The organism is Anabaena sphaerica FACHB-251 (assembly GCF_014696825.1).
Taxonomy (GTDB): domain Bacteria; phylum Cyanobacteriota; class Cyanobacteriia; order Cyanobacteriales; family Nostocaceae; genus RDYJ01.
The window spans coordinates 136,549-151,613 of the sequence record NZ_JACJQU010000003.1; the positions used below are offsets into that span (position 1 = coordinate 136,549).

The following is a 15,065-nucleotide window of genomic DNA, read 5'->3' on the forward strand; positions in this document are numbered from 1 at the left end:
TGAAAGCATAATGGATTTATCTGCTGAAAAACTGGATCTTTTGGCGTTATTACTGGAAGAAGAAGATATCGAATATACACCAGTTCAAACAATTTTGCCAAGAAAAAACACTGACAAATTAGAGCTTTCTTTTGCTCAGAAACGCTTGTGGATTTTAAATCAATTAGAGCCTGGTAATCCCTTTTATAATATTCCTGCTGCCATCAAACTAAAAGGTAAGCTAGATATAGACGCTTTGGAACGTAGTTTTAATGAAATTATCCAGCGTCATGAGGTTTTACGTACTAAATTTAACGTTATAGATGGACAACCTATTTTAGAAATAGTCCCACAACAAACTATAAATTTACTAATAGTAGATTTAAGAGAAATTGCCATAACAGAACGTGAAGCAAAGGTACAAAGTTTAGCTGATGCTAAATTTAGGAAACCTTTTAATCTTGCATTTGAAGCACTTTTACGTGGTACTTTGTTGCAATTAGATGAAGCTGAATATATTTTACTGTTGACAATGCACCATATTGTTAGTGATGGTTGGTCAACGGATATATTAATCAGGGAAGTAGCAGCAATTTATGAATGTTTCACTCAGGGTAAACCTTCCCCGTTACCGCAATTAACTATTCAATATACAGACTATGCGATTTGGCAACGAAAATGGTTACAGGGCGAAGTTTTAGAAACTCAAATCAATTACTGGAAGCAACAACTAGCAGGTAGTTTACCTATTTTAGAATTACCTACAGATAGACCACGCCCAAAGATTAAAACTTACCAAGGAGCAAAACAATATTTTCAACTATCTCCAGAAATTTCTCTGGCTTTAAAAACCTTGAGTCAAAAACAGGATTGTACTTTATTTATGACCCTGCTGGCAGCTTTCAAGGTGCTATTATATCGCTACACAGGTCTGGAAGATATTATAGTTGGTTCACCTATTGCTAATCGTAATCGGGCAGAAATTGAAAGCTTAATTGGCTTTTTTGTGAATACTTTGGTATTGCGAACTGATTTATCAGATCATTTTACATTTGTAGGATTATTAAATAGAGTCAGGGAAACTACGTTATCAGCCTATGCTCATCAAGATTTACCTTTTGATGTATTAGTAGAAGAATTACAACCCCAACGTGACTTGAGCCATACCCCCCTGTTTCAAGTGATGTTTGTTTTGCAAAATGCGCCAATTTCGGCAGTAGAGTTATCAGGCTTAACTGTAGAACCTTTAACAAGTGAAAATGGTAATGCTAAGTTTGATTTAACTCTGGTAACAGAAGAAACTGATTCAGGAATTAAGGTAGGTTGGGAATACAATACCGATTTATTTAACGCTGAAACTATCACCTGCATAGGGGAGAATTTTCAAACTTTACTTGAAGGTATTGTTGCCAACCCCCAGCAGAGAATTACAGAACTATCTTTATTAACACAGCAACAGCAACATCAATTATTAGTAGATGGGAATAACAACCAATCAGAATATGATTTAGATAAATGTATTCATCAACTATTTGCAGAGCAGGTAGAACGGACACCTAATGCTGTAGCAGTGGTTTTTGGAAAGCAACAATTCACTTACCGAGAATTAAATAATCAAGCAAATCAATTGGCTTGCTATTTACAAAAAATAGGTGTTAAACCTGATGTATTGGTAGGAATTTGTGTAGAGCGTTCCTTAGAAATGGTAGTAGGACTACTAGGGATTCTCAAAGCTGGTGGTGCTTATCTTCCACTCGACCCCAATTATCCCCAAGAACGCTTAGAATTTATGGCTAAAGATGCCGATATATGGGTATTATTAACTCAGGAAAAGTTAGTTAATTTATTTCCTCAACACCAAGCAGAGATTATTTGTTTAGATTCTTGTGAAGTGATAAATCCTGATATTCTCTGCGTCTCTGCGTCTCTGCGTGAAGTACAGCCTGATAACTTAGCTTATGTTATTTACACATCAGGTTCAACCGGAAAACCCAAAGGTGTGATGATTTCTCACCGCGCTCTTTGCAACCATACTTTATGGATGCAGTCAGCATTTCCCTTAACTGAATCAGACAGAGTTCTGCAAAAAACGCCTTTTAGTTTTGATGCTTCTGTGTGGGAATTTTACGCACCATTAGTAGCAGGTGGTAAGTTAATCTTAGCTAAACCAGATGGACATCAAGATACAGCTTATCTTGTAGATTTAATTGCTCAAGAAAACATTACTATTTTGCAATTAGTTCCCTCTCTATTGCGAGTGCTGTTAAAGGAGAAGAATCTCAAAAATTGTCACAGCTTGCGACGGGTATTTTGTGGAGGTGAAGTATTAACCTTTGACTTACAAAATAAATTATTTCAGATTTTACCTAATGTAGAACTGTGTAATTTATATGGTCCAACTGAAGCAACCATAGATACAACATATTATAAATGTAAATACGAGGATAAACGTCCCATTGTACCAATTGGCAGAGCGATCGCTAATACCCAAATATACCTCTTAGATATCCACCTGCAACCTGTTCCTATTGGTGTACCAGGGGAAATTTATATCGGTGGTGCAGGTTTAGCTAGAGGTTATCTCAATCGTCCAGATTTGACAGCAGAAAAATTCATTACCAATCCTTTTCTACCTAATAGCAAACTATATAAAACAGGTGATTTAGCTCGTTATCTTCTAGATGGAAATATAGAGTTTATTGAGCGCATTGATGGTCAAGTTAAACTGCGGGGTTTTCGGATTGAACTAGGAGAAATAGAAACACAATTAAACCAGCACTTACAAGTTAAACAAGCTGTAGTTTTAGTGCGGGAAGATGTACCGGGGGAAAAACGCTTAGTAGCTTATATTATACCTGATCAAAAACACTCACTTACAGTTAGTGAACTGCGTAATTTCTTAAAGCAGAATTTACCTGACTATATGATACCAACAGTATTTATATTGTTAGATAATCTGCCATTTTTACCCAATGGTAAAATAGACCGCAAAGCACTACCAGCACCAGATAAGGCTAGACCTGATTTACAAGCTGTTTTTGCAGCACCACGCACTCAAACAGAAGAAACTCTGGTACGAATATGGTCTGAAGTTCTCCGGTTAGACAATGTGGGGATTAATGATAACTTTTTTGAGTTAGGTGGAGATTCAATTCTCAGTCTACAGGTGATTGCTAAAGCCAATCAGGCTGGCTTACAACTAACTCCTAAACAGATTTTTGAATATCAAACAATTGCCGATTTAGCATTAGTAGCAAGTACAAATAAAAAAATCTTCATTAAACAAGGCATTGTTACAGGTTCTCTCCCCTTAACTCCTATTCAAAATTGGTTTTTTGACCAGGAACTCCTTGATTATCATCATTGGAATCAGTCAGTAATGTTAGAGGTTGATCAGACTTGTAACCCTATTTTATTAGAGCAGGTTGTCAAACAATTAATTCTGCATCATGATGCTTTACGCTTGCAGTTTGAAAACACAGAATTTGGTTGGAAATCAATAATTAGTCAACCTGAAAATATATCAAATTTTTCTATTATTGATTTATCAAAATTACCTGAAGATGAGCAGTACCAAGCAATAGAAATCAAAGCTAATGCACTACAAGCAAGCCTTAACTTATCCCAAGGTCAATTAGTAAAAGTTGCTTTATTCAAACTGGGAGATAATCAACCTAATAGACTGTTAATCATCATTCACCATTTAGCAGTTGATGGCATTTCTTGGCGAATTTTACTTGAAGATTTGCAAACTGCTTATCAACAAGTTAGACAGAGTGAAAAAATCCAACTACCAGCAAAAACTACTTCAGTAAAACAGTGGGCTGAAAAACTGCAAAAATACGCCAAATCGGAAACTGTAAAATCAGAAATTAATTACTGGTTATATCAGCATAATCAAAACATTTCTCCTTTACCTGTTGACTATCCTAATGGAGAAAATACTGTAGATTTAGCTTGTACAGTTTCAGTCACTCTCACCCCGGAAGAGACAACATCTTTATTACTTGAAGTCCCAGCAACTTATCAAACACAAATTAATGATATTTTGTTAACTGCTCTGGTACAAACTTTTCAACAATGGACTGCTAACAGTTCACTGTTAGTAAATTTGGAAGGTCATGGACGAGAAGATATCCTAGAAAATGTTGACTTATCCCGTACTGTTGGCTGGTTTACTACTATTTTTCCAGTTTTATTGGATATCACAGCAGTTGTTGAACCAGGAGCAGCATTAAAAACAGTTAAAGAACAATTGCGTAGTATTCCCCACAAAGGTATTAATTATGGAGTTTTGCGTTATCTCAGTGAAAAATCAATTACTGAAAAAGTGCAAACTTTACCAGAAGCAGAAGTAACATTTAACTACTTGGGTCAATTTGACCAAATAATTTCTCAAACATCAATATTTAAACCTGCGCTTGAGTCTACAGGAAATAATCAAAGTCCAAGGGGCAAACGTAACAGTTTACTAGAAGTTAATAGCTTAATTGTAGATGGAAAGTTACGTCTAAATTGGACTTATAGCAAAGCATTACATCAACCAGAAACAGTAGAAAAACTGGCTCAGGAATATCTGGAAAAATTGCGATCGCTCATTCTTCATTGTCTGTCACCCAACGCTGGCGGCTTTACACCCTCAGACTTTCCGCAAATGAATTTTAGCCAAGCAGAACTTGACCAATTAATTGCCGAACTAGACTAAAAAAAGGTAACTATTAATGAATAAAAAGAATATTGAAAATATTTATCCTCTTTCGCCTACCCAACAAGGCATACTCTTTCATACTCTCCACGCACCAGAATCAGGAGTTTATGTAGTTCAAAGCTGTTACACATTTAGCCAATCTATTAACATCGCTGCTTTTAAACAAGCTTGGCAACAAATCATCAATCAGCACCCAATTTTACGCACTTATTTTCACTGGAAACAGCATAAAGAGCCGTTTCAAGTAGTACATAAATCTGTAGAATTACCTTGGCAGCAACAGGACTGGCAAAACTTATCTGTCACTGCACAATCAGAAAAATTAACAGCATTCCTAGCAGCAGATCGCCAACAAGGGTTTGATATTTATCAACCATCTTTAATGCGGTTGATATTGATTCAAATAGCTCCAAAAACTTATCATTTTATTTGGAGTAGCCACCATTTAATTTTAGATGGTTGGTCTGCGGCTTTGGTGCTACATCAAGTTTTTCAGGCTTACGAAGTATTATGTAAAGGACAAGTTCTCCCATTACCGCGCTCTCGTCCATATCAGGATTATATTGCTTGGTTACAACAGCAAGATTTAGCTAAAGCAGAAGCATTTTGGCGGAAATACCTCAAAGGTTTTACTGCACCGACTCAACTAAAAGTTAATGCTTTTGCTAATTCAATTACAGGATGTGGAGAAAAATCAATTAAGCTATCATCAGCAACAACTACAGCATTACAATCATTTGCACGACAGCACAAGTTGACTTTAAACACTTTAGTACAGGGAGCTTGGGCTATACTCCTGAGTCGTTATAGTGGTGAGGAAGATGTAGTTTTCGGAGCTACTTCCTCTGGTCGTCCACCTGCATTAGTCGGCTCAGATTCAATGGTAGGTTTATTTATTAACACCTTACCAGTGCGTGTACAAACATCTGGGAACAAATTATTAATTTCCTGGTTGCAAAAACTTCAAACGCAACAAATAGAAGCTCAACAATATGAATACAGTCCCTTGGTGCAAGTGCAAGGATGGAGTGAAGTTCCGAGAGATTTGCCTTTATTTGAAACAATTTTAGTATTTGAAAACTACCCTGTAGATGCTTCCTTAAAAGCAAAATCTACAGAGATGCAAATTCATAATGTTTGCTCTACGGAATCAACAAATTATTCCCTTAGTCTGTCAGTAGGAACAAGTACAGAATTAAAGCTAGAGATTTTATATGATCGTAGTCGTTTTCATGCAGAAACTATAACTTGTATTTTAGGTCATCTACAAACATTATTAGAGGGTATAGTTGCTAATCCTCACCAATCTCTATCTTCATTACCTTTATTGACATCAGCCGAAATACATCAACAATTGGTGGAATGGAATAATACCCAAACAGAGTATCCCAAAGACAAGTGTATCCATCAATTATTTGAGGAACAGGCAGAAAAAACACCAGATGCAGTAGCGGTAGTGTTTGAAAATAAACACATTACCTATCAACAACTCAACCAAAAAGCGAATCAACTAGCGCACTTTTTACAAAAATTGGGTGTAAAACCAGAAATACCAGTTGCCATTTGTATGGAACGTTCCCTGGAAATGGTAATTGGTGTATTAGGAATATTAAAAGCAGGTGGTGCTTATGTTCCCCTTGATCCTGCTTATCCACAAGAAAGATTGAAATATATGTTTACCGATGCTGCAATATCGGTAATGCTCACTCAAAATAAATTATTAGCAAAATTGAGTGAATATCAAGAAAAAATTATTTGTTTAGATACTGACTGGGAGAAAATTTCTAGAGAAAGTCCAGCAAATCCCTCAATTAATATACAAGCTAATAACTTAGCTTATGTAATTTACACCTCTGGTTCTACAGGAAAACCAAAAGGAGTAATGATTGAACATCAATCATTAATCAATTTTACCGAAGCTGCTAAAGTTAAATATCAAATTCAAACGGGAGAAAGAATTTTACAATTTGCATCCATTAGTTTTGATGCTGCTGCTGAAGAAATTTATCCTTGTTTAACATCTGGTGCAACACTGGTACTGCGTACAGATGAAATGCTGAGTTCTCTGGCTAAATTTATGGAAAATTGCCGCAATTGGCAAATTACAGTTTTAGATTTACCCACAGCATACTGGCATTTAATAGTTTCGGAATTGGCAAATCACAACTTAACTTTACCAGAGTCATTAAGATTAATCATTATTGGTGGAGAAAGCGCACTTCCTGAAAAAGTTGCAATTTGGCAAAAGCAAGTAGGTACTTATCCTCAGTTAATTAATACCTATGGTCCAACAGAAACAACCGTAGTTGCCACTTATTGTAATTTAACTACAACACAAATAAATGGGCAAGAAGTACCAATTGGTTGCTCTATTAATAATGTTCAAATATATATCTTAGACCAGGACTTACAACCCTTACCTGTGGGTATACCTGGTGAAATCTACATTGGTGGTGCAGGTTTAGCAAGGGGTTATTTAAACCGTCCTAAATTAACAGATGAAAAGTTTATACCCAATCCTTTTTTACCTGATGCCAAACTATATAAAACAGGAGATTTAGCTCGTTATCTTCCCAACGGTAATATTCAATTTATTGGACGTATTGATAATCAAATAAAACTGCGCGGTTTTCGGATTGAACTAGGAGAAATTGAATCTGTTTTAATTCAACATCCATATATTCAAGAAGCAGTAGTTACAGCGCGACAAAATACCTTAGTAGGCTACATAGTTGCTGATTCTCAAAACATACCCAGCAACAGCGACATTCAAAACTTCCTCAAAGAAAAGTTGCCAGAATATATGGTTCCTAGTGGATTTATTTTCTTAGAAAGTCTGCCACTGACAACTAATGGCAAAATTGACCATAAAGCCTTACTCGCAGCAGATACGGCTATAACAGAAAGGGAAAAGCTATTTAAAGAAGCACGAAATTCCTTAGAGAAGGAATTGCTAACAATTTGGCGTGAAATTTTGCACCTTCCCCAAATTAGTATTGATGAAAACTTTTTTGATTTAGGTGGACATTCTTTATTAATAGTTCAGTTATTTGCCCGTATCCGTTCTACTTTCAAAATAGATTTACCCCTACAAACTTTATTTGCTGCACCGACTATAGAAACTCTCGCAGCACAATTAGAAATAGCCCGTCAAGCTAAATTATCCTCAACAATTACTCTTACTAATTCTACCTTAGACCTCAAAACTGAAGCATTTCTTGATCCCACAATTACAGTTGAGGGTAAATCAATAGAATACACCAATGAACCAGCTTGTATATTTCTCACAGGTGCAACAGGTTTCTTAGGTGCTTTTTTACTCGACGAACTTCTCAAACAAAGTCAAGCTGAAATATATTGCTTGGTACGTGCTAATAGTTTTGCAGAAGGTAAGCAAAAAATTTATCAAGCTTTAACAGCATATTTAATTGGGAATGAATCACAAAGTTCTCGCATTATTCCAGTTCTAGGAGATTTATCTCAACCGCTTTTAGGTATTTCCCCAGCACAGTTTACAGCACTAGCTCAAAAAATAGATGTTATTTACCATAATGGTGCATGGGTACATCATACTTATCCATATTCCACACTCAAAGCAGCTAATGTGTTAGGTACGCAAGAAGTTTTAAGATTAGCTGGTGAAATCAAAATCAAACCAGTACATTTCATTTCAACTATTAGCGTTTTTTCTGCACCTATGGGTTCTGGAGTACATCCAGTTCAAGAACAGTCTAATCTTGATGATTTTCCCATACCAGAAGGTGGTTATACCCAAAGTAAATGGGTTGCAGAAGAGCTAGTTAATATTGCAAGTAAACGTGGCTTACCAGTTTCTATTTATAGACTAGGAAGGGTATCAGGACATAGCAGAACAGGTGTATTTAATCCTAATGACTTTTTTTATCGCTTACTTATTGGCTGCATTCAATTAGGAAAAGCGCCTAATGTAGAATATTTAGAAAATCTCGCTCCTGTAGATTATGTCAGCAAAGCCATAGTTAATTTATCCCAACAACAACAATCTTTAGGAAAAGCTTTTCACTTACTCAATTCTCATTATCTCGATTTAAATATGCTATTCAATAGCATTCGTGAATTTGGTTATCCACTACAAGCAATTTCTCAAGAACAGTGGTATGAAGAATTAGTAAAAATAGCAGAAAATTATCTAGATCATCCTTTATATCCATTGATACCATTTTTCATGCACTCCCATCAAACTAAAAACTTAAAAATCTTAAAATTTGATTGTGAGCAAACATTAAATGCACTGGCTCACAGTTCCATTTGTTGTCCAAAAGTAGATGGAAACCTGTGCAAAACCTATATCTCACACTTGATTAGTAGTAGTTTAGTCCAAAAACCACAAAACCTGCAAATTTCTGTAAATTAATTCACATCCTGAAAACTATCATGAAGAAAAAATTCTTTAGCTTACAACAAACCTTATATCCTACCGAAATTGTACCTCAAAATACACCAGAAAATTACTTGTCTCAATTCATTAACAATTATAATACTAGGACAAAAACATCAAAACAAATTACACAATACTATCGAGCTACTTTAGCTGATAGCCGCAATCCCTATGGGTTTAGTTTGCCATTGAAAGAGCTTTGTTATCCCATTGTCGCGCAAAAATCTTTAGGTTCAAGAATTTGGGATGTTGACGGTAATGAATATATAGATTTGGTTATGGGATTGGGTATCAATCTCTTTGGACATAACCCATCTTTTATTAAACAAGCTTTACTTGAACAACTAGAACAAGGTATTCAAATTGGACCACAAACAGAATTAGCTGGTGAAGTTGCGGAGTTAATCTCCGACCTGACAGGAATGGAAAGAGTAACTTTTAGTAATACAGGCACAGAAGCAGTAATGACAGCAGTTCGTATTGCTAGAGCCGCAACAAAGCGTTATAAAATAGCCATCTTTTCTGGTTCATATCATGGTCATTCTGATGGAACTTTAGTAAAGTTGCAAGAATTAGATGGAAAATTGCAAACAGTTCCTTTAAGTTGTGGAGTTCCAAAAAGTATTGTTGAAGATGTGTTGATTTTGGATTATGGAAATCCTCAATCATTGGAAGTAATCAAAGCTCATGGACAAGAATTAGCTGCTGTTTTAGTTGAACCTGTACAAGATGGTTGTCTCGATTTACAACCAAAAGAATTTCTGCATCAATTGCGGCAATTAACCACAGAGTTAGGTATAGTTTTGATTTTCGATGAAATGATTACTGGGTTTAGAATTCATCCAGGTGGAGCGCAAGCATGGTTTGGTGTTCAGGCAGATATAGCTACTTACGGAAAAATTGTCGGTGGAGGAATGCCAATTAGTGTGATTGCTGGTAAAGCTGTTTATATGGATAAAATTGATGGCGGTATGTGGAACTATGGAGATTCTTCTTTTCCCCAGGTAGAAACAACATTTTTTGCAGGTACATATTGTAAACATCCTTTATCTTTGGCAGCAGCAAAAGCTGTACTCAAGTATATGCAATTTCAAGGTTCTCAGTTGCAAACAAAATTGAATCAAAGAACAGCAGAGTTTGTAAAAACTTTAAATGATTATTTTGCCGTTGCCGGTTTACCTATCAAAATGACACATTTTGGTTCTTTATTTGGTCCTGCTAGTTCTGGAGTGTCAGCAAATTCCAATACGGATTCAAGAATAGGTTTAAGTTTATTAAACTATCATTTAATTCATAAAGGTATCTTGAGTAGAGGTAGCAGCGGTTTTTTATCTACTGCTCATACCGATGAAGATATTAATTACATCATTCAAGGTGTTAAGGATAGTATCAGTGAATTGGCTTCAGGAGAATTATTGTAATTGGCAAAATAATCTTGTGTAAAACTTTTGTGTAAAACTTGATGAATGTGACAGAAAAAACGATTATTTAAGGATACAAAAATCATGAAAATAACGCCTATTGAACGGATTAATCAACCATCAATAACAGAATTTTGTAATAAGTTTGTCATTCCAGACAAACCAGTGATTCTCACTGGAGTTGCTAATGAGTGGAAAGCTTGTGAACAGTGGACACCAGAGACATTTAAATCCATGTTTGGAGATGTAATTGCTCCTTTAAGAGCAAGTGATGATGAAATAGAGGTATTTTTTGGTGGTTTGGCAGAAAAGAAACTAATTTCTATAGCCGATTATATAGACAGTATTTTGTCGGAAACTCAAGATGGTCATAAACGGTTATATTTAGGTAATATTCCCTTTGATTCGCCTATAGCTAAAGCCCATCTTGACAAAATCAGACCGGATTTTGAATTTCCTAATTATTTTCCAGACAATACTGGTAATGATTTACGTCTCTGGATTGGAGGAGCTAATCAAAAATCAACTATTCACAACGACAATTATCATAATCTTAATGCACAGATATTTGGTGAAAAAACATTTTTATTGTTTGCCCCAGAAGAGTATCAAAAATTATATGCTACAAAGATGGATGATGAATTATGGTCAAGTCCTATAGACCCCCAAAAGCCAAATTTATCAAAATATCCATTATTTGATGATGTTACTGGATTAGAAGCTGTACTTGCTCCAGGAGATATACTTTTTATTCCTGCTTTTTGGTGGCATCAAGCACGGTCAATTACACCATCTATCAACGTTAATATGTGGGTTTATACTCATAAAATATGTGAAATTTGGGAACAACATCCTGTTTTAAGCGGAAATATGGCTAATGTTGTTTCGTAAAATATAAACAACCAACAATTAAAGGAAATGATTACATAGTCAGGGGTTGAAGTATATCTTCAGACAAAAAAAGGACACCACATTCTGAGAAAAAAGACACTCATTTCAACCTCTAAGCTCAATTCCCATTTATCCTGGAGGTCGGAGATTTTATGAAAATGTTCATCTCACACAGGAGAAAGGTTTTGGTCGTTGTAATTTAGCCGTTTATTGGAAACGAAAGTATTGCGGTAAGCAAGAACTAGAACCTTGGTATTTATCAACTAATCTCACAGATATATCAACAACTACCAAAATATATGGTTAACGGTTTGGGATTGAAGCTATGTTTAAAGATTGTAAAACTGGGGGTTATAATTTAGAAGGTTTTCAAGCTTCTCCTGATAGACTTGTCCGGATAATTTTATTGATTGCTTTGGCAATGACTTCTGCATGGTTACAAGGTAAAAAACTCAATCTCAAAGACAACAATCTTATGTTTGTCGTTCTTGTGAAAATCAAAGAACTAGAAGAAGACATAGTGATTTTTGGATAGGTTTGTATGGTTCTAGTTGGATAGTTTCTATAAATGAGTGTCAAGAATTGGTCTTGGAAATGATGGCGTTGGTATGGCTACGCCACGCAAGCTATCGCAATAAGCTGCCATTTTATCAGCAGGGGCTGAGGGCTGTGATGCTTATACAACAACCTTTTTAGCTCCTTTGTCGCCCCTCAACCTTTACCCTTACGTCCTATTGGTATACACATTGGTGTTCCTACAACTGGGTCAGCAACAACACGACAATCTAACCCAAACACCTCTTTTACCATTTCCTCATTCATGATTTCTTGTGGTTCTCCAGCAGTAAAAATTCTGCCTTCTTTAACTGCTACTAAATAATCAGCATAACGACAAGCTTGATTTAAATCATGTAACACCATGACAATAGTTCTGTCCTGAAATTGGTTCAACTCATACAACAAATCTAAAACTTCTATTTGATGTGCCAAATCTAAAAAAGTAGTCGGTTCATCTAATAGTAAAATATCCGTATCTTGAGCTAGTGCCATAGCAATCCAAGCGCGTTGTCTTTGTCCACCGGATAAAGTATCTAATGCCCGTTCAGATAACTTGAGTAAATCCGTAATTTCTAACGCCTGTTGAACAATTTTTTCATCTTTCTGGGACCATTGCTGCAACCAATTTTGATAAGGATAACGTCCTTGGGCTACTAAATCTCTGACTGTTAAACCTTCTGGTGCTACGGGACTTTGAGGTAAAATTCCCAATTGTTGGGCTACTTCTTTTGTGGAAAGTTGAAAAATAGATTCTCCATCCAGATATACAGCACCACCACGAGGTTTAAGCAATCGAGCCAAACCTCTTAATAAAGTAGATTTTCCGCAACCATTAGCACCAACTAAAGCACTAATTTTTCCCGCAGGAATCGCTAAATTTAAATCCCAAATAATGGTTGCACCATCATAAGCTAAAGATAAATTTTTCGTTGATAATCCTTTCATAATTGGTAATTGGTAATTGGTAATAAATAATAATCTATTCGCTATCTTCTATGCTCTCTTCAGTGTCACCTGTCACCTACTTTTTTCGATTACGAATTAACAAATACAGAAAAGAAGGAGCGCCAACAGCAGCAGTAACAACGCCACAGGGAATTTCAATAGGTGCAAATAAAGTTCTTCCTAATAAGTCTGCAACGACAACAATCATTCCCCCTAACAGTGCTGAAGTAGGAATCAAACCTTGATGATTTGAACCTACTAACTGTCTGCCTAAATGGGGTGAGATTAAACCGACAAAACCGATCATTCCCGCAGTCGCTACTGATGCACCTGCTAAAGCTACTGCTACCAACAGCAGTAAACTACGCTGCCATTCCACGCGACTACCTAAACTTCTCGCTACATCATCTCCTAAATTTAAAGCGTTCAAATGTCTGGCTAATGTCAACGCCATCGGTACAAGAATAATCAACCAAGGTAAAAAAGAAAATACCTGTTCCCAAGTACGTCCGTAAACGCTACCCGCTAACCACACTAAAGCATCATTGACACTGTAAATGTCACCGAAGGTAATCATTAAACTGGTGAAGGCACTAGCGATCGCAGATAAACCCACACCCATTAAAATTAATAAAATCGGCGAACTGCCATTATTCCAAGCCAGCCAATAAATTAAAGCCGCCATTAACAAAGCACCGCAAAAGGCTGAAAAAGGTAAGGTATAAATAGGTGCGGAAGGAAATAAGACAATAACTGTAACTGCTGCCAAACTTGCCCCAGAATTGATCCCAATAATACCAGGGTCAGCCAAGGGATTGCGTGTTAAACCTTGAAAGATAGTACCAGAAATGGCCAGCGCCATTCCCACCATAAAAGCCACAACGGTACGAGGTAGACGCAGGGTATTAATAACGAATAAATGATCAGGGTTTCCCGTATTTACACCCAATAGAGTTTTAATAATATCTAGGGGAGAGATAGGATATTCACCTCTACCCACATTTATCACCATCGCTACCCCAATCACTGCTAGTAAAAATAACAGCATTATTGGTACACGCCTGTCTATACGAAAAGATATTGCAGAGGAACGAATCACCAACCAATCAACCTTCATTTTTTCACCTTTGATTTAGCCAGATAAACAAAAAAGGGAGCGCCCACCAGTGCAGTCATCACACCTACAGGTAATTCCTGGGGTTTGAGGATGACACGGGCGGTAATATCTGCTATTAACAGTAAAGTTGCCCCCACAACGGCGGAATAATGTAAAATCCAGCGATAATCGGTTTTAATGAAAAATCGGACAACGTGAGGAACGACTAAACCAATAAAACCGATGGGACCAGCAAGGGCTACTGAACTTCCGGCTAGTAAAACTACGCTGACGGCGGTAATAATTTTGATCCAGGCTGTTTTTTGACCTAAACCTTTGGCTACATCGTCACCTAGACTCATGGTAGTAATTTGTCTACCCAAAGCAAAGGCCATTAATAAACCGATGATGACAAACGGTAGTGCGGAAAATAGGACAGGGGTATCTCTACCAGCTAATGAACCAGCTAACCAAAATCTAATTTCTTCTAATGTGCGTTGACTGATGATTAAAATGGCAGTGGTGAGGGAAGAAATTAAAGCTGTCAGTGCTGCACCTGCTACTGTGATATTCAGCGGGGTAGCGCCTCCCTTTCCCAGTGAACCCAGGAAGTAGACTAAAATCGCTGTGACTCCCGCACCCAAAAAGGCCGCTATTGTCAAAGTAGTAACTGATGTACTACCAAACACAAAAATTGTGACAACTACGGTGAGTGCTGCACCGGATTCGATACCCAGAATACCGGGATCTGCTAGGGGATTGCGTGTTAAACCTTGCATTAAGGCTCCAGATACTGCTAGGGCTGCACCGACTAAAATAGCAATGAGCGATCGCGGTAATCTGACTGTTTGAATAACTAAGTGTTGATATGAACCGTCAAAGCTGACAAAGGATGTCAGGATCTTATCTATTGGTATTTCTGCTGCTCCCAATGTGACACTAGATACTAAACAAATAAGCAGCAACAATAAACACGCAACTAAGCTGAATACAGGTTTAGCAGCCGATTTGATCAAAATATTAGGGATCATGAAAATATGAATTGATTCA

General features: G+C 36.7%; 8 protein-coding genes. 5 read left to right on the plus strand and 3 right to left on the minus strand.

Annotated features, from left to right (window positions below):
• The first annotated feature begins 10 nt into the window (after positions 1–10).
• The 5 genes from H6G06_RS07685 to H6G06_RS07705 all read left to right on the plus strand — a co-directional run bounded on the left by H6G06_RS07685 (position 11) and on the right by H6G06_RS07705 (position 11,951).
• Positions 11–4,684: a non-ribosomal peptide synthetase gene (locus H6G06_RS07685; RefSeq protein ID WP_242039624.1), complete on the plus strand. Its 4,674-nt coding sequence runs from the start codon at positions 11–13 to the stop codon at positions 4,682–4,684.
• 16 nt (positions 4,685–4,700) lie between these two features.
• A complete protein-coding gene (locus H6G06_RS07690) occupies positions 4,701–9,080 on the plus strand; it encodes a non-ribosomal peptide synthetase (protein WP_190558715.1) in 4,380 nt (1,459 codons plus the stop codon).
• Between the two features lie 20 nt (positions 9,081–9,100).
• A complete protein-coding gene (locus H6G06_RS07695; RefSeq protein ID WP_190558717.1) occupies positions 9,101–10,525 on the plus strand; it encodes an aspartate aminotransferase family protein in 1,425 nt (474 codons plus the stop codon).
• Positions 10,526–10,609: 84 nt separating this feature from the next.
• Positions 10,610–11,416: a cupin-like domain-containing protein gene (locus H6G06_RS07700; RefSeq protein WP_190558719.1), complete on the plus strand. Its 807-nt coding sequence runs from the start codon at positions 10,610–10,612 to the stop codon at positions 11,414–11,416.
• 325 nt (positions 11,417–11,741) lie between these two features.
• Positions 11,742–11,951, plus strand: coding sequence for a hypothetical protein (locus tag H6G06_RS07705; protein WP_190558722.1), 210 nt, complete (start codon positions 11,742–11,744; stop codon positions 11,949–11,951).
• A 176-nt stretch (positions 11,952–12,127) separates the two neighbouring features.
• Here H6G06_RS07705 and H6G06_RS07710 read toward each other — a convergent pair whose 3' ends face one another.
• The 3 genes from H6G06_RS07710 to H6G06_RS07720 all read right to left on the minus strand — a co-directional run bounded on the left by H6G06_RS07710 (position 12,128) and on the right by H6G06_RS07720 (position 15,046).
• Complete coding sequence (locus tag H6G06_RS07710) at positions 12,128–12,919, minus strand: ABC transporter ATP-binding protein (RefSeq protein ID WP_190558723.1); 792 nt, start codon at positions 12,917–12,919, stop codon at positions 12,128–12,130.
• Positions 12,920–12,995: 76 nt separating this feature from the next.
• Positions 12,996–14,036, minus strand: coding sequence for a FecCD family ABC transporter permease (locus H6G06_RS07715; RefSeq protein ID WP_190558725.1), 1,041 nt, complete (start codon positions 14,034–14,036; stop codon positions 12,996–12,998).
• A complete protein-coding gene (locus H6G06_RS07720; RefSeq protein WP_190558727.1) occupies positions 14,033–15,046 on the minus strand; it encodes a FecCD family ABC transporter permease in 1,014 nt (337 codons plus the stop codon). The genes H6G06_RS07715 and H6G06_RS07720 overlap by 4 nt, the downstream gene beginning before the upstream one ends.
• Positions 15,047–15,065 lie beyond the last annotated feature (19 nt).

Bases quoted from the DNA above. Each gene is read 5' to 3' on its own strand.
- H6G06_RS07685 (WP_242039624.1), top strand. From the start codon at position 11: ATGGATTTATCTGCTGAAAAACTGGATCTTTTGGCGTTATTACTGGAA.
- H6G06_RS07690 (WP_190558715.1), top strand. From the start codon at position 4,701: ATGAATAAAAAGAATATTGAAAATATTTATCCTCTTTCGCCTACCCAA.
- H6G06_RS07695 (WP_190558717.1), top strand. From the start codon at position 9,101: ATGAAGAAAAAATTCTTTAGCTTACAACAAACCTTATATCCTACCGAA.
- H6G06_RS07700 (WP_190558719.1), top strand. From the start codon at position 10,610: ATGAAAATAACGCCTATTGAACGGATTAATCAACCATCAATAACAGAA.
- H6G06_RS07705 (WP_190558722.1), top strand. From the start codon at position 11,742: ATGTTTAAAGATTGTAAAACTGGGGGTTATAATTTAGAAGGTTTTCAA.
- H6G06_RS07710 (WP_190558723.1), bottom strand. From the start codon at position 12,919: ATGAAAGGATTATCAACGAAAAATTTATCTTTAGCTTATGATGGTGCA.
- H6G06_RS07715 (WP_190558725.1), bottom strand. From the start codon at position 14,036: ATGAAGGTTGATTGGTTGGTGATTCGTTCCTCTGCAATATCTTTTCGT.
- H6G06_RS07720 (WP_190558727.1), bottom strand. From the start codon at position 15,046: ATGATCCCTAATATTTTGATCAAATCGGCTGCTAAACCTGTATTCAGC.